The sequence below is a fragment of the Ruania alkalisoli genome, assembly GCF_014960965.1.
In the GTDB taxonomy this organism is placed as follows: domain Bacteria; phylum Actinomycetota; class Actinomycetes; order Actinomycetales; family Beutenbergiaceae; genus Ruania; species Ruania alkalisoli.
Genome location: NZ_CP063169.1, coordinates 2,973,260 through 2,991,828, shown reverse-complemented (window position 1 = coordinate 2,991,828; position 18,569 = coordinate 2,973,260). Strand labels below are relative to the sequence as shown.

Annotated in this window: 15 protein-coding genes; 8 read left to right on the top strand and 7 right to left on the bottom strand. The window is 68.2% G+C overall.

Annotated features, from left to right (window positions below; translation table 11 throughout):
• Nucleotides 1-10: 10 nt before the first annotated feature.
• The 5 genes from IM660_RS13320 to IM660_RS13300 all read right to left on the bottom strand — a co-directional run bounded on the left by IM660_RS13320 (nt 11) and on the right by IM660_RS13300 (nt 6,507).
• Complete coding sequence (locus IM660_RS13320; protein ID WP_193496171.1) at nt 11-2,041, bottom strand: beta-galactosidase; 2,031 nt, start codon at nt 2,039-2,041, stop codon at nt 11-13.
• Between the two features lie 20 nt (nt 2,042-2,061).
• On the bottom strand, nt 2,062-2,961 hold the full coding sequence (locus IM660_RS13315) for a carbohydrate ABC transporter permease (protein WP_193496169.1): 900 nt from the start codon (nt 2,959-2,961) through the stop codon (nt 2,062-2,064).
• A complete protein-coding gene (locus IM660_RS13310; protein WP_193496167.1) occupies nt 2,961-3,905 on the bottom strand; it encodes a carbohydrate ABC transporter permease in 945 nt (314 codons plus the stop codon). Before IM660_RS13310 ends, IM660_RS13315 begins: the two co-directional genes overlap by 1 nt.
• A 25-nt stretch (nt 3,906-3,930) precedes the next feature.
• Complete coding sequence (locus IM660_RS13305) at nt 3,931-5,241, bottom strand: ABC transporter substrate-binding protein (protein WP_246464947.1); 1,311 nt, start codon at nt 5,239-5,241, stop codon at nt 3,931-3,933.
• 234 nt (nt 5,242-5,475) lie between these two features.
• Nucleotides 5,476-6,507: a LacI family DNA-binding transcriptional regulator gene (locus IM660_RS13300; RefSeq protein ID WP_193496163.1), complete on the bottom strand. Its 1,032-nt coding sequence runs from the start codon at nt 6,505-6,507 to the stop codon at nt 5,476-5,478.
• 176 nt (nt 6,508-6,683) lie between these two features.
• On the opposite strand from IM660_RS13300, the gene yicI reads away from it, so the two are divergent.
• From yicI to IM660_RS13285, 3 genes are read left to right on the top strand one after another with little or no spacing between them, the layout of a single operon-like run.
• A complete protein-coding gene (gene yicI / locus IM660_RS13295) occupies nt 6,684-8,990 on the top strand; it encodes an alpha-xylosidase (protein WP_193496161.1) in 2,307 nt (768 codons plus the stop codon).
• Between the two features lie 22 nt (nt 8,991-9,012).
• Nucleotides 9,013-10,440: a GH1 family beta-glucosidase gene (locus IM660_RS13290; protein ID WP_193496159.1), complete on the top strand. Its 1,428-nt coding sequence runs from the start codon at nt 9,013-9,015 to the stop codon at nt 10,438-10,440.
• 7 nt (nt 10,441-10,447) lie between these two features.
• Nucleotides 10,448-10,753, top strand: coding sequence for a hypothetical protein (locus IM660_RS13285; RefSeq protein ID WP_193496158.1), 306 nt, complete (start codon nt 10,448-10,450; stop codon nt 10,751-10,753).
• Between the two features lie 16 nt (nt 10,754-10,769).
• Here the strand turns inward: IM660_RS13285 and IM660_RS13280 are convergent, their stop codons facing one another.
• The gene (locus IM660_RS13280) at nt 10,770-12,248 is read right to left on the bottom strand and encodes a glutamate-cysteine ligase family protein (protein WP_193496156.1); all 1,479 of its coding nucleotides are present in this window, start codon (nt 12,246-12,248) and stop codon (nt 10,770-10,772) included.
• 125 nt (nt 12,249-12,373) lie between these two features.
• Here IM660_RS13280 and IM660_RS13275 point away from each other — a divergent pair, with 125 nt between their 5' ends.
• The 5 genes from IM660_RS13275 to IM660_RS13255 all read left to right on the top strand — a co-directional run bounded on the left by IM660_RS13275 (nt 12,374) and on the right by IM660_RS13255 (nt 18,115).
• Nucleotides 12,374-13,132: an alpha/beta fold hydrolase gene (locus IM660_RS13275; protein WP_193496154.1), complete on the top strand. Its 759-nt coding sequence runs from the start codon at nt 12,374-12,376 to the stop codon at nt 13,130-13,132.
• Nucleotides 13,133-13,287: 155 nt separating this feature from the next.
• A complete protein-coding gene (locus tag IM660_RS13270) occupies nt 13,288-14,577 on the top strand; it encodes an ABC transporter substrate-binding protein (protein WP_193496152.1) in 1,290 nt (429 codons plus the stop codon).
• 59 nt (nt 14,578-14,636) lie between these two features.
• Nucleotides 14,637-15,578 (top strand): carbohydrate ABC transporter permease, encoded by a 942-nt coding sequence (locus tag IM660_RS13265; RefSeq protein WP_193496150.1) that lies wholly within the window; start codon nt 14,637-14,639, stop codon nt 15,576-15,578.
• Nucleotides 15,575-16,441, top strand: a complete 867-nt coding sequence (locus IM660_RS13260) for a carbohydrate ABC transporter permease (RefSeq protein ID WP_193496148.1) — start codon at nt 15,575-15,577, stop codon at nt 16,439-16,441. Before IM660_RS13265 ends, IM660_RS13260 begins: the two co-directional genes overlap by 4 nt.
• Before the next feature lie 3 nt (nt 16,442-16,444).
• Nucleotides 16,445-18,115, top strand: a complete 1,671-nt coding sequence (locus tag IM660_RS13255; RefSeq protein WP_193496146.1) for a hypothetical protein — start codon at nt 16,445-16,447, stop codon at nt 18,113-18,115.
• Here IM660_RS13255 and IM660_RS13250 read toward each other — a convergent pair.
• Complete coding sequence (locus IM660_RS13250) at nt 18,072-18,530, bottom strand: hypothetical protein (RefSeq protein WP_193496144.1); 459 nt, start codon at nt 18,528-18,530, stop codon at nt 18,072-18,074. The two genes, IM660_RS13255 and IM660_RS13250, sit on opposite strands and share 44 nt — an antisense overlap.
• Nucleotides 18,531-18,569 lie beyond the last annotated feature (39 nt).

Genomic DNA, 18,569 nt, shown 5'->3' with positions numbered 1-18,569 from the left:
CTCCTCGTGATCAGGCAGCGGTGACGTGCCAGGTGCTGCCCGGCCGCGTGCGGACCACGGCGACCTCACCCGACTCCAGCACGATACCGCCGTCCGTGGGCCGATCGGTGAGCAGGTCATGACCCGGGCCAGACACGCGCAGTGCCCGGTCGCCGTGGTGCAGGCAGAACAGGTAGTCCGCGTGCGCGCCCCGCCGTCGCACCACCTCCAGGCCGGTCCCGACGGCGTCCGGCACCTCTGGCGCGATGCCTTCGCTCGCGCACAGGTGAGCCCAGAAGTCATCCCGTGCCTCCTGTCGCAGCCGCGCCGAGAGGTAGGTGGCACGGCCACTCCCGACGGCGTGGCGCGCGATCGCAGGCAGGCCCGCCAGGTCACCGCTCGCGTAGGAGGCGATCTCCTCGGCGCCGGTCAGTGCCATCCGCTCGGTCCACTGCTCGATGGTGGAACCGTCCGAGAGCGTGGCGGTCTCGCCAGGATCGAGTGGCCGGATCTCCTCCACCCGCACGCCGAGCAGGTCACGGATCCGCCCGGGGTAGCCGCCCAGGGCGACCCGCTGGTTCTCGTCGGCGACCCCGCTGAAGGGGCCGACCACCAGGTGACCGCCTGCCTCGACGTAGCCGCGCAGCCACGTCACGGTCGCGTCATCCATGGCGAACAGGCTCGGGATGGCGAGCACCCGGTAGCGGGAGGTGTCGGCACCCGTCCGGACGAAGTCTGAGGCGATCCCGGCCCGCCACAGTGAGCGATGCGTAGCGCGTACTTCGGCAGAGTAGTCGAGAGCCTCGTTCGGCAGGTGCGGGGTCTCCAGCGACCACCAGCCGCCCGCATCCCAGACGATGCCGACCTCGGCTTCGACCAGTGGCCCCTGAGCAGGCGGCTCGGCCACCTCGGAGATTCGCTCGAGCATGCCCCCGAGAGCCACAGTGGCCTCGAATCCTCGACTCTCCGGCCCCACATGCGGCACCAGTGCGCCGTGCCAGGACTCGGCGCCAGCGGCCGAGGCACGCCACTGGAAGAACAGCGAGCCCTGCGAGCCGCGGGCGATGTAGCCGAGGGAGTGGCGGATCATCCGATCCGGATCCTTGACGAAGGTGCGATCGCCCACGCGGATGCCGACGGCATTCTGCTCCATCAGCAACCACGGTCCGCCGGCCCACGACCTCGTGAGGTCACCGGCGTAGGCCACGTGCGTCTCGCCGTCGGAGCCTGTGGTATCGAGGTAGTGGTCGATCGAGACCAGATCCTGGTGGGTGGCCCAGTCCCACTGGTCCAGGTGGTTCCAGGTGGGCAGCATGAAGTTGGTCGTCACCGGAGCTGCCGATCCGGCCGCCCGGATCTCGGCCACTTGCTCGTCGTAGGCGGCGAGCATCTCGTCGGAGCAGAACCGCTTGAAGTCGACTACCTGGGCCGGGTTGTGCAAGTACTGGGTCTGCATCGGCGGCAGGATGTCCTCCCAGTCGCCGTAGTGCTGGGACCAGAACGCCGTGTACCAGGCCTCGTTCAAGGCCTCCAGGGTGCCGTACCGCGCCTGCAGCCACCGCCGGAAGGCCGCTGCCGCGTGCGGGCCGTGGTCGATCGTGCCGTACTCGTTGTGCACGTGCCAGCCGCGCAGCCGGGGATGGTCTCCGTATCGCTCGGCGAGCATCCGCGCCACCCGCCGGGAGGCCGCTCGGTAGGCGGGGGAGCTGATGGCATAGGTGTCACGAGACCCGTGCAGCACCCGGGTGCCGTCGGGGCGCACCGGTAGTGCGTCCGGGTGGGCGCGGGTCAACCACGGGGGAGGGGACGCCGTCGGGGTGGCGAGGAAGAACGAGACCTCGGCCACATCGAGGGAGTCGATCGCCTCGTCCAGCCAGGCGGTGTCGTACTCTCCTTCGCGGGGTTCGAGCAGCGCCCAGGAGAACACCCCGATCGTGGCGGTGTTCACCCCGGCGCGGCGCATCAGCTCACGGTCCTGCGCCCAGACGTCGCGCGGCCACTGCTCGGGGTTGTAGTCGCCGCCGAACAGGAAGCCGCTGGCGCCGGTGAGGATGTCGGTCATGGGTGCTCCTTGAGGTCTTGTCAGCCCTTGAGTCCGCCGCTGATCAGGTCCAGCCGCCAGTAGCGCTGCAGGACCAGCATCATCACCACGAGCGGGATGATCGCCACCGCCGCACCGATGATCGCCAGGCTGTACAGCGACGGTGTACCGGATCCCTTCGACAGCAGGGTGTAGAGCCCGACGGTCAGCGGGTACATGCGCTCGTCGGAGAGCATGATGAACGGCAGCAGGAAGTTGTTCCAGATGCTGACGAACTGCAGCAAGAAGATCGTCACCATCCCGGGAACCAGCATCGGCAGTGCGATCGCGGTGAACACGCGTGCGTCACCGGCGCCGTCGATGCGGGCGGCTTCCATGGTCTCGCTCGGTACGGCCGCGCCGGCATAGACCCGCGCCAGGTAGATGCCGAATGGGGAGATCAACGAGGGCAGCAGCACCGACCAGTACGTGCCGGCCAGGCCGATCTCGGACATCAGCAGGTACTGCGGGATCGCCAGCGTGATGCCGGGCAGCAGCACACCGCCGAGGATGGCGTAGAAGACGATCTGACGCCCGGGGAAGGTGTACTTGGCCAGGGCGAACCCGGCCATCGTGGAGATCAGCGTGCAGGCCACGGAGCCGAAGCCGGCGAAGATCAGGCTGTTGAGCGCCCACTGGGCGAACTGCCCGCCGCCGTAGCTGAACAGGTCCCGCAGGTTGTCCCACAACCCGGACCCGGGGGCGAAGGTGAACGTGGTGAACAGCTCGGAGTTGGACTTGGTGGAGGCGATGACCACCCAGGCGACCGGGACCAGGCAGTACAGGGCGCCGATCAGCAGCACCAGAGTGGGCACGATGCGCCGTGGGTGAGCGGGAGCGCCGGGGCGACCGGTCGCCGTCGGGAGGGGGCGGGTGGCGGGGGAGACGGTGGTCGTGGCCATCAGGACTCTCCGAAGGTTCGCTTCTGGGTGATCCGCAGCAGCAGCACCGACAGCACGAGGGTGCCCAGCGCCAGCACCACGGAGGAGGCTGCCGCGAGGGACAGATCATCGCGGACGAAGGCGTCGCGATAGATCTTCATCAACGGCACCCAGGTCTGGGAGATGGCGTTGGTCATGGGCCGCAGGGTGGTCGGCTCGCCGTACACCTGCAGCGTTCCGATGAGGGCGAAGAGCCCCGTCAGCACCAGCGCCGGACCCACCAACGGGATCTTGATGCGGTAGGCGATGTCCCACTCCGAGGCGCCATCGATGCGCGCAGCCTCGTACACATCGCCGGGGATGCCCCGCAGCGAGGTGTAGATGATGATCATGTTGAACCCGACGCCGCTCCAGATCGCGATGTTCGCCACCGAGCCGAACAGGATGCCGCCCTCGAGGACGACGAGTTCGGGCAGTCCGAGTTGCCCCAGCAGCCAGTTGGCCGGGCTCGTCGAGGGTAGGTAGAGGAATCCCCACAGCAGGGAGGCGACGACCCCAGGCACCGCATACGGGATGAAGATCGCGGTGCGGGCGAACCGCGCGCCGCGCACCCGGGGAAGATCGAGCAGCAGCGCGAAGGTCAGTGCCAGCCCCAGGGTGACCGGCACGGCGATGACGCCGTAGATCGCCAACCGCCCGAACCCGGCCAGGAACTCCGGATCTGTGAAGGTCGCGACGTAGTTCGACAGCCCGACCCAGGTCTCTTCCTGGATCCCGAACGGGCCGTCGCCGGTCACCCTCAGCCCGCGGAAGCTCAGGTACAGGGCGTACACCATCGGGATCGCCAGGAAGGCGATGAACAGGATCCCAGCCGGCAGCAGGAAGGTGTACGGGGCCACCCATCGAGCCCGCTGCCGGCGGCGCGTGCGGCGCTCCAGCGGGGCCGCTGTCGTCTCTGCGCTCATTCTCTGCACCGTCGCGGTCGGTGACTCAGTCGGTCTCGACGGTGAAGCCGGCGGTCTCCATGTCCTCGACCACGGCCTCGTGTGTCGTGGCCAGGGCTTCCCGCAGCGGGGTGCCGTTCTGGACAGCGGCCGACATGGCGTCCTGGAAGGCGCTGGAGGCGACGTTCACATTCGGTCCCCAGCTGATCTCGGGCACCGTGTTGGCCGCGATCTCAGCGGCGACGGCCCAGTAGTCCTCCTGCTGGGGCATCAGCAACGGCGGATCGGACTCCAGCGTCAGCTCCTGACCGGCCAGCGAGGCCGGGTACTGGCCCTGTTCGATCTGGATCGCGGCCGCCTCGTCGGAGGCGCCCATCCACGCGGCGAACTCGGCCGCGATCTCCGGATACTCGGCCGAGGTGGTCACCACGACGGCGGAACCTCCTTGGAAGGCGACCGAGGAGTTGCCCTCCTCCCATTGAGGCAGCGGGGCCATCGCCCAGTCCCCAGCCATCTCTCCGGCGACGCCATTGAGCACGCCGGCAGCCCACAGGCCAGCGGGCCAGGAGAGGATCTCACCGTCGTTCAGGGCAGCGTTCCATTCCGGCGTCAGCAGCGGCTCGGCGAGCACGAGATCCCGGTCGATGAGGTCCTGCCAGTAGTCGGCGACCTCGAGCGAAGCATCGCTGTCGATGCCGACGGTCCAGGTGTCGCCGTCGACGGTCCACCACTCGGCACCCGCCTGCTGCGCCAGGCCGGCAAACCCGCCGAACTCGGCCGGGGCGAAGGTGGTGATGTACGTACCCGGGTCGGCTTCGCGGACGGCCTCGGCTGCCTCGGCGAACTCCGCCCACGTGGTGGGGACCTCGATGCCGAGCTCGTCGAATCGCGCCTGGTTGTAGGTCAGGGCCATCGGCCCGGCATCCTGCGGAACCCCGTAGCTGGCGCCGTCGAAAGTGGCCTGGCTCCACACCCCCGGTGCGTACTCGCTCTCCAGGTCGCCGGTGTACTCGCTGATGTCGGCGGCCACTCCGGCCACGATCATCGCAGGGAGGGTGTTGTACTCCACGATCGCCACGTCCGGAGCGTTCTCGGCCCGCGTCGCCGTCACGAGCTTGGCGGAGGAGTCACCGCCGCCGCCGGCGTCGGTGTGCACCACCTGGATGTCCGGGTGCGCCTCGTTCCACGCCTCGACCATCGGCTGCTGAGCCGTGCCCCACGCCCAGTAGTCGAGCGTGATCGGTCCGTCCGGCGTGCTCTGGTCGCCGTCGGAACCCTCTGCCCCGTCCGAAGAGCAGGCAGCCAAGGTGAGGGCGGCTGCCGAGAGGGCGGCCACGGCCAGGAATCTTCTACGCATCTGTCGCATCTCCTTCGACGTCAACGAAGCGGGCGATCTCGTCATCACCAGTTGAAGCGCTTCGACACAATGTCTCGATGATGACCGGTCCTCGCGAGTCTGTCAAAGGGTAGTGATCATCGGCGTCGTGAGTGATCTGTGGCCAGCTCACGCATATGGCCGCTGAGATGTGCGGGCGGTGATGATGCTCAACGCTGTCGAAGCGCTTGTTGGCGCCGAACGGCGACCGGCGCCTCAGGCGGACGGCTTGGCGGTGCTCCCGCGATCGGTGAGGCTCGCCCGCACCAGCCGCGTCTCCGACGTCCCCTCGCCCCGTATCGCCGCCATGGCCATGTCGACGGCCGTGGCGCCGATGGCCTGGGCCGGGACCTCGATCGAGCTCAGCGGGGCCGCCTGCTGCTCGGCGATGCTTGGCGGTGCGACGGCCACGACCGAGATGTCGCCGGGGATGTGCCAGTCGCGGTCGCGCAGCACGTCGAGCACGCTCGGCAGTGCTGCCTCGTGGTGGACGACGAGCGCCGTCGGGCGGTCGTCGCGGTCGAGCACCGGGGCGAGCGACGCAGCAACAGCGTCCCGCCGGGCAGCGGTGGGAACGACGCTGAACTTGACGCCGGCCGAGGCGGCTGTCTCGCGCATCCCACGCACGATGCGCTCGGCAAAGGACATCCGGCGTTCGAAGGTGGTGGCCGGCGGTCCGACCATGACGATGTGCCGGTGGCCCTGACCCGCGAGATGGCGCACCGCGAGGCGGCCGGCGTTCTCGAAGTCGAAGTCGACGCAGCTCAGGCCGTGGGGGTCCTCCGGCAGCCCGATCAGGATCGCCGGCATCTTCGCGCGGGCGAGTGCCTCCGTGCGGGGGTCCTCGGCCTGGACGCTCATCGCGATGATGGCGTCGGCGGTCGAGCCCGCCCATACGCGTTCCGCGGCGCCGGGGTCGTCATCGGTCACCAGCAGCACGTCGTACCCCTGGGACCGGGCGCGCGGCGCGATACCGGCAACGAATTGCATCAGCACGTTGACGTCGACGTCCGGCCGCAGGGTGGAGGTGCCCGGTGCCATCGGTAGTGGCACCATCAACGCGATCACCTGGGTGCGGGCAGAGGCCAGTGCCCGCGCCCCGGCGTGCGGGTGATAGCCGAGCTCGGCGATCGCCGCTTCCACCCGGCTGCGGGTGGCGGGGGAGATGGATCGCTTCCCCGAGAGGACGTAGGAGACGGTCGAGGCCGCGACGCCGGCGCGGCGAGCGACATCGTCGATCGTGGCCACGGGGAGATCCTTCCGTCACGTTGCACCGGGACCTGGATGCCCCGTACAGTGCCGACGGTACCGTGTTGAAGCGCTTCGACAAATCGATGACGCCGTTGGTCGACACCGCTTCACCGAAGCCTGGCTGCTCGCACACCGAGCAGCATGTCCGGGGCATCGCCCGCGAGGAGACGAGCATGAAGTTCACCGACGGCTACTGGCTGGCACGCGAGGGAGTGCAGATCCTGCGCCCCCGGGAGGTCGAGAGCGTCGAGGACGGCGGCGACCACCTCCTCGTGCACGCGGCCACGGCGCCGTTGCGTCATCGTGGAGACACGTTGAACCGCCCGATGATCACCATCCGGATCGACTCCCCGGCCGAGGGCGTGGTCGGGGTGCGGATCGAGCACTTCGCGGGCCGTCGTCCACGCACCCCCCGGTTTGCCCTCGCCGCCCAGAGCGTGCCGGTGCACACCAACGTCCCCACCGAGGGCTCGAACGGCTCGAACGGCTCGAACGGCTCGAAGGGCTCTGCCACGCTGACCACGGGCGCTCTCACGGCCCGGGTGGCGACCGAGGGCCCCTGGCGGCTGGAGCTGGTCCGCGCCGACGGATCGATCCTGACCACCGCGACCGCTGAGGGAACGGCGATCATCGATGCCCCGGACGGGCCGTTCGTACGTGAGCAGCACGACCTGGCCATCGGTGAGCATCTGTACGGGCTCGGGGAGCGCTTCGGCCCCCTGGTCAAGAACGGCCAGAGCATCGACGTCTGGAACGCCGACGGTGGCACGTCCTCGGAGCAGGCGTACAAGAACGTGCCCTTCCACCTCTCCGATCGCGGGTACGGCGTCTTCGTCGACCACCCCGAACGGGTCTCCTACGAGATCGCCTCGGAGGTGGCCTCCCGCACCCAGTTCTCGGTGGCCGGCCAGCACCTGCAGTACTACGTGATCGACGGACCGGACCCGAAGGACGTGCTGCGCCGTTACACCGCTCTGACCGGCCGCCCGGCGCAGGTACCGACGTGGTCCTACGGACTGTGGCTGTCCACCTCCTTCACCACCGACTACGACGAAGCCACCGTCACCTCCTTCATCGACGGGATGGCCGAGCGTGACCTGCCGCTGTCGGTGTTCCACTTCGACTGCTTCTGGATGCGGCAGTTCCACTGGACCGACTTCGTGTGGGACCCGGCCACCTTCGCTGACCCCGACGGGATGCTGCGCCGTCTGCACGAGCGCGGCCTGAAGGTGTGCGTGTGGATCAACCCCTATATCGCCCAGCGCTCGCGCCTGTTCGCCGAGGGGGCCGAGAAGGGATACCTGGTGACCACGGCCGAGGGAGACCCCTGGCAGTGGGATATGTGGCAGGCCGGGATGGCACTGGTGGACTTCACCAATCCCGAGGCCTGGGCGTGGTACCAGGAGCATCTGCGTGCACTGCTGCGTCAAGGGGTCGACGCGTTCAAGACCGACTTCGGCGAGCGCATCCCCACCGACGTCCGCTGGCACGACGGCTCGGATCCGCAACGGATGCACAACTACTACGCCCAGCTGTACAACCAGTGCGTCTTCGAGGTGCTGGAGGACGAGCGGGGTCGGGGCGAGGCTGTCGTCTTCGCCCGCGCGGCCACCGCAGGCGGGCAGCAGTTCCCGGTGCACTGGGGTGGGGACTGCGAGTCCACCTTCCTCGCGATGGCCGAATCGCTGCGCGGCGGGCTCTCCCTGGCGGCCTCTGGATTCGGGTTCTGGAGTCATGACATCGGTGGCTTCGAGGGAACCCCTGATCCGGCGGTCTTCAAACGCTGGGTCGCCTTCGGTCTGCTCTCCTCGCACAGCCGCCTGCACGGCTCGAGCTCCTATCGGGTGCCGTGGGCGTTCGACGAGGAGTCGGTGGAGGTCACCCGCATGTTCACCCACCTCAAGCACCGGCTGATGCCCTATCTCGCCCGCGCCGGGCAGATCGCCTCGGCCGAGGGTGTGCCGGTGATGCGCCCGATGGTGATGGATTTCCCGGCTGATCGGTCCGTTTCCGCCGCCGACACCCAGTACATGCTGGGCGGGGATCTGCTCGTGGCTCCGGTGTTCGACACCAGCGAGGTGGAGTACTACCTGCCCGAGGGCACGTGGACGCGGGTGCTGACCGGAGAGCGCGTGGCCGGTGGCCGATGGGTGCGGGAGCGGCACGGCTTCGATTCGGTGCCCCTGCTGGCGCGGCCAGGCAGCGTGATCGCTTTCGGCTCGGTCACCGACCGCCCGGACTATCCCTACGCCGAGAGCGTCGAGTTGCATGCCTTCGAACTGGCCGACGGCGCCGAGGTGGCCGTGCAGGTTCCCACCCCCGACGGCGTCGCGTGCGCTGCGGAGATGTCCGTGCGCCGTTCCGGCGACCGGTTGGAGGCCACGTTGGTGCGCGGCCAAGCGCCCGGCTGGGTGCTGGTTCACCGAGGCCGCCGATACGAGCCTTCCGGAAGCACCGTGACCGTCACGATCACCGACTGATGCCTGTGTTGGAGGAGCAACTATGACCACTTTCGGACCCGATTTCCTCTGGGGTTCGGCCACGGCCGCCTACCAGGTGGAAGGCGCCGCTTCCGAGGGCGGTCGAGGCCCCTCGATCTGGGACGTCTTCTCCCGCACCCCGGGAAAGACGCTCAACGGTGACACCGGTGATGTGGCGATCGACCACTACCACCGGATGCGTGAGGACGTCGCCCTGATGGCCGAGCTCGGCCTGCGGGCCTACCGCTTCTCGATCTCCTGGCCCCGCGTCCAGCCCGGTGGCCGCGGACCCCTCAACACCACCGGCGTCGCGTTCTACTCCGATCTCGTGGACACGCTCCGCGAGTACGGAATCACACCGGTGGTCACGCTGTACCACTGGGACCTGCCGGCCGAGCTGCAGGAGACCGGCGGCTGGACCGACCGCGAGACCGCCTACGCCTTCGCCGAGTACGCCCGCCTCATGGCCCGTGAGCTGGGCGACCGGGTGGAGATGTGGACCACGCTGAACGAACCCTGGTGCACCGCCTTCCTCGGCTACGCCTCGGGGGTGCACGCCCCGGGGATCGCCGACCCGGTCGCTGCCCTACAGGCCGCTCACCACCTGAACCTGGCGCACGGACTGGCCACCAGCGCCATCCGCGGCGAACTGGGTCCGGGTGCGAAAGTGGCGGTCACCCTCAACACCCACGTCAACCGCCCGGCGGATCCCGGTAACCCGGGTGACGTGGACGCCGTGAGGCGAGTGGACGCCGTCGGGAATCGGATCTTCCTCGACCCGATGCTGCGAGGGACGTACCCGCAGGACCTGATCGAAGACGTCGCCCACCTCACCGACTTCTCCTTCGTGCGTGAGGGCGACACGGCCCTCATCCACCAGCCGGTCGACGTGCTCGGGGTGAACTACTACTGCACGGGTATCGCCCGGGCATACGCTGCCGACTCGGGCGGCGAGCGGGAGACCTCCACGACGCACGGCGACTCCGCACACAGCCCGTGGGTCGGTGCGGACGATGTGGAGCTTCCGCCGGTGCCCGGGCCGCACACCGCGATGGGCTGGAACATCGATCCAGATGGGCTCGTGGAACTGTTGCTGCGGTTGGACCGTGAGTACGGGGTGCCGCTGATGGTCACCGAGAACGGAGCCGCCTTCGACGACGAGGTGGGCGGGGACGGGGTGGTGCATGACGCCGACCGCATCGGCTACCTGCACGGTCACATCGACGCCGTCCGGCGGGCGCGGGCGGCGGGTGCGGACGTGCGCGGGTACTTCGTGTGGTCGCTGTTCGACAACTTCGAGTGGGCCTACGGCTACGAGCGCCGGTTCGGGATCGTCCGGGTGGACTACGACACCCAGGAGCGCACCCCGAAAGACTCAGCCCGCTGGTACGCCGAGCTTGTGCGCACGGGGGTGCTGCCCGCTGCCGAGACCCCGGCTCCTGTGATGTGATGGAGCGATGGCCCGCCAGTCCCGCAAGCGTCGCTACGCCGAGCCACACCCGGAGCTCGACGTCGACGCCGTGCTGCGCGGCCGGCCCCGGGTGGAGTCCGGCAGCGATGGAAGGCGCTGGAACGTCCGTAACGTGGCGGGATCGGAGAAGATCTACCGGTGCCCGGGATGCCTGCAGGAGATCGCTCCCGGTACCGCGCATGTAGTCGCCTGGGGTGAGGACCACCTGTTCGGTGCCGAGGCCGCGCTGGCCGAGCGCCGTCACTGGCACCGTGGATGCTGGCAGGCACGTGGGCGCCGCGGTCCTCGTTGACGGATGAGGTGAGCCCTCAGTCGGGGATCTGCCAGGTATGCACCGGTTCGTTCGCGTGCATGCCGGTCAGGTACAACCGGAGCATCTCGGCGAGTGCAGCCGGGCGGTCCAGGCCGCTGCGCTCCAAGGCCGTCACCGTCTCGGTCTGCCACCAGGCGCCGTTGCGGCGCCACTTGCATCGCGCCTCGATGATCGGCAGATATCGGTCCACCACGGACGCAGCGACCCCCCGTCGCGCCAGGCCCTCGGCCGCCAGTGGCAGCAGATGGCGCAGCACCAGCTCGTCCCATGGCACATCCCCGTAGCCGGGCCAGTAGAACTGCGCTTCGACGCCGTCGCGTGCCCCGGCCGTGAAGTTGCTGTGCGCCGCGGCGAAGGAGATCCGGGTCCAGACCGGGCGCTCGTCCTGCGCGAGCATCTCCAGTGCCCCGTAGTAGAAGGCGGCGTTGGCGAGTGTGTCCACCACTGTCGGCCCGGCCGGGAGCACCCGGTTCTCCACGCGCAGGTGTGGTTCGCCGTCCACGACGTCGTAGATCGGGCGGTTCCAGCGGTACACGGTGCCGTTGTGCAGCCGCAGTTCGCCCAGTTGCGGGGTGCGACCGGCAGCGAGCTCGGCCTCGGGATCCTCGTCGGTGCACTCAGGAAGCAGTGCCGGGAAGTACTGCACGTTCTCCTCGAAGAGGTCGAAGATCGAGGTGATCCAGCCGTCGCCGAAGTAGACCGGCGGGCGCACTCCCTGGTTGCGCAGCTCCGGGGAACGCGTGTCGGTGGCCTGCAGGAACAGTTCGGTCCGGGTCTCGGCCCATAGCTGGTGACCGAAGAGATAGGGCGAGTTCGCACCCAGTGCCAGCTGCGGACCGGCAAGCAGCTGGGCAGCATTCCAGTGCGCGGCGAAGTCGGTGGGGGAGACCTGCAGGTGCAGCTGGACCGAGGTGCACGCCGATTCCGGCGCGATCGTTCCGGTGGTCATGCGCAGGGGTTCGGCGCCGGAGATGTCGAGGTCAAGATCCTCCCGGCGCGCGGCGAAGACGGCGTCCTCGAGTGCTCGGTACCGGGGGTTGGGACTCATCCAGTCGCCCGTGAGGTGCTCGGGCCGCAGGGTGGGCAAGATCCCGATCATCGCGATCGCGGCCCCGTGCCTGCTGGCGCGCTCCTCAGCGTGGTTGAGGTCCTGGCGCAGCTTCTCCTCCAGTTCGAGCACGGCATCGCCGGGCAGCTCGGCGGGTGGGACGTTCAGCTCGATGTTGTACCGGCCGAGCTCGGTCTGGAACGCGGGGTCGGCGATCTCGCGGAGGACTTCCGCGTTCTTCATCGTCGGCTGGTGGTCGGAGTCGACCAGGTTGAGCTCGATCTCCAGTCCGGTGCGGGACGGAGCATGTTCGAAGTGATGTGTGCTGAGCATCTCCTCGAAGACGTCCAGGCACCGGCGCACCTTCTCCCGGTAGCGCTGGCGGTGCTCCCGTGAGAACGACGGTGTGGTGATGTCCTCGCCCATCGCGAGCTCCTCAGGTCGGTCTGCGCCGTCCGGCGTCTTCACATCCCATCACCGCTGGGTCTGCTCCGCTACCGGTTTCGGTGCTGAGTACCCTCGGGGAGCGTAGGTTCGAAGAAGGGACTCTCATGCTCTCCGTCACCGCTCATGGTCCAGCAGCCGATCTCCCACTGGTGCTGCTGCACGCCTTCCCGTTGGACTCGGCGATGTGGGCCGGCGTGCTCGAGGCGATGCCCGAGGTGGGAGTCCTCACTGTGGACGCGCCCGGGTTCGGCGGATCGGCACCCGTCGAGGGCGGGCTGGAGGCCTATGCCGATGCCATTGCCGAGACGCTGGCGAACCAGGGCATCCACCGGGCGGTGGTGGCCGGTCTCTCGATGGGTGGCTATACGGCGCTTGCGCTGGCCGAACGGCACCCGCGACTGCTCGCCGGCCTGGGCCTGCTCGACACCAAGGCCACAGCCGACCCCGACCCCGCCCGCCGGAAGCGACTCGAGATGGCCGAGGCAGCCCTCGTCGATGGTGCCACGGTGGTGGCCCCGATGATCGACGTGCTGCTCGCTCCCGGGGCGCCCGAGGCGACCCGCGCCCGGGTGCAGGACTGGCTGGCGCAAGCACCGCCGTCGGGGATCGCCTGGGCGCAACGGGCGATGGCGGAGCGTCCGGACCGGCTCGCCGTATTGGACGGGCTGGAGGTCCCGGCTCTGGTCCTGCGCGGATCTGAGGATGGGGTCGCCACGGGCGACGATCACGAGCAGATGGCCCGCACGCTGGGCGCCACGGTGGTCGAACTCCCCGCGGCCGGGCACCTGAGTGCGGTGGAGGCTCCGGCTCCCGTGGCCCGTGCACTGGCCGATCTGGCGGGCCGGGCTACCGCGCCACGATGAGATGATTGTCACATGTGTCCGATTTGTGACTCACTTTGTTCGAACAAACCCTTGAGATTCGAAAGGTGTTGTCCTAACCTGACCTGGTAAACGCTTCCCTGCGCCCGGTGCCGGCCCCACGCCACCAGACGCACTCAAGGACGAGAGGTGCACTCATGAATCCCGTACTCAATCCAGTCATCGGCCGCCGCCAGCTGATCGCCGGCGGCCTCGCCGGTGGTGCCGCCGCGGTGGGACTGTCCGCCTGCTCCGATGGCGGTAGCGATGGCAGCGCCGAAGGCACCACACTGCAGTTCTACCTCTCCGGTGACGCCAACCAGGGTGGTGGCTACCAGCACATGGCCACCAAGTACGAAGAGGAGACCGGCGTCCGCATCGAGATCGTCGATGTCGCCAACGACGATCTGCAGACCCGGCTGCGCAACGCCGCCCTCGCGAACGACCTGCCCGCACTCGCCCGGCCAGGCGGGTTCGACCCGCAGTGGAAGGACGCCTGCCGCGACCTCAGCGAGATCGCCGAGGCTTCCGGTGCGATGACCGACCTTTCCGTGATCGACGAGTCGGGCAAGGTGCTCTCCCTGCCAAGCGATGTCACCGCGGTGGGGCTGTTCTTGAACAAGACTCTCTTCGACGCTGCGGGTGAGAGCTACCCGCAGTCGGAGGACGAGATCTGGACCTGGGACGAGTACGTCGCGACCGTCAAGCGGGTGCAGGAGGCGGCGGACGTCAGCTACGGCATGGTGATGGACCGCACCTCGCACCGGCTCAAGGCCTTCCTGTACGAGTTCGGATCCGATGCGTTCCTGGCCGACGACAACAATGAGTACCAGACCAACGAGAACACCAAGCCGGCGCTGGAGTACTTCTACAGCCTGAACGATGACTCCTTCATGCCGCGTTCGGTCTGGCTCTCCGACGGCGACCCGAACGCCCTTTTCAAGAGCGGTGACGTGGTCTCCTACCTCTCCGGCTCGTGGCAGATCGCCGACTTCGCGGAGAACATCGCTGACTTCGAGTGGGTCTCGGTCTACCTGCCCAAGCAGCCGGTACGCGCCACGAACTTCGGTAACGCCGCCAACATCGTGGTCTTCGAGGGCGACCAGTCCGATGCGGCCTACGACTTCATCAGCTGGCTGTACCAGCCGGAGAACTACACCGAGCTGAGCGAGACCTCTGGGTTCCTGCCGGCTGTGGAGGGACTGGAGATCTCCTACGAGAGCAACCAGGAGTTCTTCGACCTGTACAACGCCGAGATTGCCGCGTGCGACCCGATCGCCGGAGAGGTGAAGGCGCAGGAGCTGATCTTCCAGGCCGAGGGCCTGCAGCTCGAGGGCGACCCGCTGCGTGATGAGGTCGTGAAGTACCTCAACGACGAGCAGGACGTCGACGCCACGATCCAGAACATCAAGGACCAGCTGACTCAGGCGCTGACCTCGATCCGTTGATACTCCGGGTGCGCCCGGCCCGACAGCCGGGCGCACCTGCGATCCTTCGAAGGAGCCACATGACTGCGTCCACCGCCGAGCCGGTCGAGCAGACCGCACCGGCCCCCCAGCATCCTCGACGCCGGCGCAGCTCGATCCGCCGTGGTCAGACGATCGCACCGCTGATCTTCATCGCCGCGGCGGTTGTGCTGTTCGCACTGTTCTTCGTCTGGCCGGGTGTCTTCGGCTTCATCTACTCGCTCTCGGACTACCGCGGGTTCGGCACCCCCGACATCATCGGGTTCGACAACTACACCCGGCTCTTCGGCGATCCCGAGTTCTACAGCGCACTCGGGCGCACGTTCCTGTTCGTCGGGCTCTCGGTGCCGCTGCACTTCATCATCCCGCTCGGTCTCGCGGTGCTGCTGACGACGAAACTCGCGCGCGGGCAGACCGCGGCACGTGCGGTGTTCTTCCTCCCCTGGTTGATCTCCCCGATCGTCAACGGTGTGATCTGGCGATGGCTGTTCGGGGAGAACTTCGGCTTCTTCAACTACTTCCTGTCGATCTTCGGGATCGGCCCGGTGCAGTGGCAGACCAACGGTGAGCTGGCACTGGTGGTCGTGCTGATCGCCGGCACCTGGGGCGGCACCGCGTTCACGATGCTGTTGTTCATTGCTGCGCTGCGGAACATCCCGCAGTCGTACCTGGAAGCAGCAGCGATCGACGGTGCCATGGGCTGGAAGCGGTTCCGGAGGATCACCCTGCCGCTGCTGGCGCCCACCTCCTTCCTGGTCGTTCTGCTGACCACGATCGGCGGTATGAAGGAGTTCGCGATGATCCAGGCACTCAACGGCGGAGGCCCGGGCACCGAGAACGTCCTGATGGTGCAGTACATCTATCGCACCGGGTTCGAGCGAGGCGATATCGGCTACGCCAGTGCCGCCTCGATGGTGCTCATGGTGATTCTCATCGTGATCGCGCTGATCCAGATGCGCTTCGACCGGAAGGACGTCCAGTGAGCTCGACGCAGACGCAGACGCAGACGACTGCTGTGCCCGTGCGGGGCAAGAAGGCCTCAGCGACGCCCGGAACGATCATCCTGTGGGTGCTCGCAGCGCTGTACGCGTTCCCCCTGCTGTGGTTCATCCTCAGCTCTTTCAAGCCGGGGAGCGAGCTGTTCAGCCTGCCGTTGTCGATCCTGCCCGAGACCTGGACCCTCTCCGGCTACGAGAGCGCCTGGAGCCGGTTTAACTTCGCCCGGTACTTCGCCAACACCGGCATCGTGGCGGTCGTGACGACGGCACTGACCGTTCTCGTCTCCTCGATGACCGGGTATGCGCTCGCCAAGTACAAGGCGTGGTGGCTCAACGTCTTCTTCATGTGCATCCTCGCTACCACGATGCTGCCGACCGAGGTCATCATGCCCTCGACGTTCGTGGTGATCCGTGACCTGGGCCTGTATGACTCGCTCCCGGGCATCATCATCCCCTCGATCGTCACCGCGACCGGTGTGTTCATGTTCCGGCAGTACTTCAAGACGGTCCCGGACGAGTTGCTCGAGGCGGCGCGCATCGACGGGGTGGGGGAGATCCGGACCTTCTTCTCCATCATGCTGCCGCTCGCCAAGCCGATGGCCGTGACGTTGGCGATCTTCTCTTTCCAATGGCGGTGGAACGACTACATCTGGCCGTTGCTGGTGCTCAACGACCCGAACCAGTACACGCTGCAGATCGCGCTGCGCTCGATCGTGGGTGCGGACAACATCGACTGGTCGGTGCTGCTGGCCGCCTCAGTGATCTCACTGCTGCCGATGATCATCCTGTTCCTGATCTTCCAGCGCCAGATCATGAGCGCGGACATGAACTCCGGTCTGAAGGACTGATCGATGCCCGCGGAGTACGCGACCCGGATCACCTCGGCGGCCGACGAGGTACTGGCCTCGCTCCTCGACGATGCGCCGCCGGCGACCGCCCACCGGGAGGTGATGCGCCGGATCAAGACGGCCGCCGCCTGCGCGCACGCGCCACATTCGCGTTGGCACCGGCACCCCGACCCGCTCCGAGCAGCGAGCGAGTGGCTGGTCCAGCTACGCGGCCTGCAGGCGGCCAGCGGGCTGTTCACCTCGGGTGACAACGTCGACTCACCGCCGGACTCGAGCTTCACACTCAACGACCTGGTGATCACCCGTGACTTGCTCGACCATGCACCACAGCCGGCGTGGGCCGAGGTGAGTCACGGCCTGGGTGAGATTGCCGCCCAGGCTGCCGGCGCCGTCGTCGATGGGGGAGTGCACACCCCCAACCACCGGTGGGAGATCGCCTCCGCCCTGGCCGGACTTGCCCGGATCACCGGCGATGAGCGTGCCCGGGAGCGGGCGAGGCAGTGGCTCGCGGAGGGTGTGGACGTCGACGAGGACGGCGTGTACTCGGAACGGTCGGCGAACTATGCAGCGTACGTCTCCAACCCGAGCCTGCTGACACTCGCCGCCGAGCTGGACCGGCCCGATCTGCGCGACATCGTCCACCGCAACCTGCACGCGATCATCGACCTCACCGATGAGGGCGAGGTGGAGACCGTGCACTCGCGCCGCCAGGATCAGCGGGAGGTCTTCGTCACCGGCCCCTTTGCCACCCAGTGGCGACGGTTTGCCGTGGGGGGATGTTCCCGCTGTGCTGCGGCCGCACGTGAGGCCGAGAGCGCCGCGAGATATGACCCGGTGGATGCGCTAGCGCAGACCCTGCTCGAGCCAGAGCTTGCCACCGGCATTCCCGACGGCGTCACGGCCCCGGTGGACCGGCGGTTCGCCCTGGGACTGTGGCGTCAGCGGAACGCCGATCGCATGCTCACCGTCCACGGCGGCTCCGACGTCCCCCACGCGGGGCGGGTGGCCTCCGGACTGGCCTGCAATCCGACCGTGCTGCGGCTGCGGCACGGGAGCGTACTGCTGGACTCGCTGCGTCTCTCCCGTGACTTCTTCGGTCTCGGTCCCTTCCGCGCACAGCGGGCCCAGGAGTCCGACGGCGTGATCACACTGACGGAGGACCTCTCGGCGGGGTACTACCAGCCGCTGCCGGAAGCCGAGCGGCGCCCGGACGGGGACTACCCGGTCGAGTTCGAGGGCCGGTTCGCCGCGGCGATGGCCTTCTCCCGCCGGGCCAGTGATCAGGTGCGTCTGCAGACCACGATGCGCGTGCGGCCCGAGGCGGACGGTGTGCGCCTCGAGGTGGACTTCACCGGTGCCGACGTGCCCTATGCCGTGGAGCTGGCATTCCGCCCCGGTGGGCAGCTCACTGGGGGCCGCGATCTCGGAGGTGGGGTGGTCGAGCTCGTCGAGGGTGTGGCGACCTACCGGGTCGGCGCCGACGAGATCGTGGTCGGCCCGGGTAACGGAACCGGTGCGGATCGTCCACCTGCCTACCATCCGGGGGAGGCATACACCTTCCTCGGGGGCACTGATGCTCTGACCGGTCCGCGCGTCTACGTGACCGGACGGACGACGAGCCGCCTGGTCCTCACGATCCAGGGGCGCTCTCGTGGGGCTGGTCCTGGTCGTTAGCCCACCCGGGTAGCAGCCGATCGAGGGCGTCACGCAGGTCGATCGAGTCGCCGTCCTTGCCACCGGCGCCGAGAACCAGCGGGGGCGGCTTGGCCTCCGGCTCCACTCCACGCAGCCGGTCCCACAGGCTCAGTGGTGCGGTAAGCACGTAGAAGGAACCGTCCGTCCCGACGGCGGCCGTGCGGTCCACCCGCAGGTACCAGCCGCGTCGCGGCGTGCGTGCGCTCCCGCGGCCACCGTAGCCCTGGACCTCGAGCCGGTGGGCGGGCAGGCCCGCCTGCTCCGCGGCACGGACGAACTGATCGAGCAGCCGCTGGGCCCGCGCGTTCTCGGACGCCTGGCGGGCGACCAGACGTCGCTCGTGCTCGGCCGCCGCCTCCCTGCGCTGGCGTGCCCAGTCCTGCTCGGTGCTCATCGACCCAGCCTAATGGGCGCGAACGTGCGGTCTGGGACT

Excerpts from the sequence above, each read along its gene's own strand:
- IM660_RS13320 (WP_193496171.1), bottom strand. The coding sequence starts at position 2,041 with ATGACCGACATCCTCACCGGCGCCAGCGGCTTCCTGTTCGGCGGCGAC.
- IM660_RS13315 (WP_193496169.1), bottom strand. The coding sequence starts at position 2,961 with ATGGCCACGACCACCGTCTCCCCCGCCACCCGCCCCCTCCCGACGGCG.
- IM660_RS13310 (WP_193496167.1), bottom strand. The coding sequence starts at position 3,905 with ATGAGCGCAGAGACGACAGCGGCCCCGCTGGAGCGCCGCACGCGCCGC.
- IM660_RS13305 (WP_246464947.1), bottom strand. The coding sequence starts at position 5,241 with ATGCGTAGAAGATTCCTGGCCGTGGCCGCCCTCTCGGCAGCCGCCCTC.
- yicI (WP_193496161.1), top strand. The coding sequence starts at position 6,684 with ATGAAGTTCACCGACGGCTACTGGCTGGCACGCGAGGGAGTGCAGATC.
- IM660_RS13290 (WP_193496159.1), top strand. The coding sequence starts at position 9,013 with ATGACCACTTTCGGACCCGATTTCCTCTGGGGTTCGGCCACGGCCGCC.
- IM660_RS13285 (WP_193496158.1), top strand. The coding sequence starts at position 10,448 with ATGGCCCGCCAGTCCCGCAAGCGTCGCTACGCCGAGCCACACCCGGAG.
- IM660_RS13280 (WP_193496156.1), bottom strand. The coding sequence starts at position 12,248 with ATGGGCGAGGACATCACCACACCGTCGTTCTCACGGGAGCACCGCCAG.
- IM660_RS13275 (WP_193496154.1), top strand. The coding sequence starts at position 12,374 with ATGCTCTCCGTCACCGCTCATGGTCCAGCAGCCGATCTCCCACTGGTG.
- IM660_RS13270 (WP_193496152.1), top strand. The coding sequence starts at position 13,288 with ATGAATCCCGTACTCAATCCAGTCATCGGCCGCCGCCAGCTGATCGCC.
- IM660_RS13265 (WP_193496150.1), top strand. The coding sequence starts at position 14,637 with ATGACTGCGTCCACCGCCGAGCCGGTCGAGCAGACCGCACCGGCCCCC.
- IM660_RS13255 (WP_193496146.1), top strand. The coding sequence starts at position 16,445 with ATGCCCGCGGAGTACGCGACCCGGATCACCTCGGCGGCCGACGAGGTA.
- IM660_RS13250 (WP_193496144.1), bottom strand. The coding sequence starts at position 18,530 with ATGAGCACCGAGCAGGACTGGGCACGCCAGCGCAGGGAGGCGGCGGCC.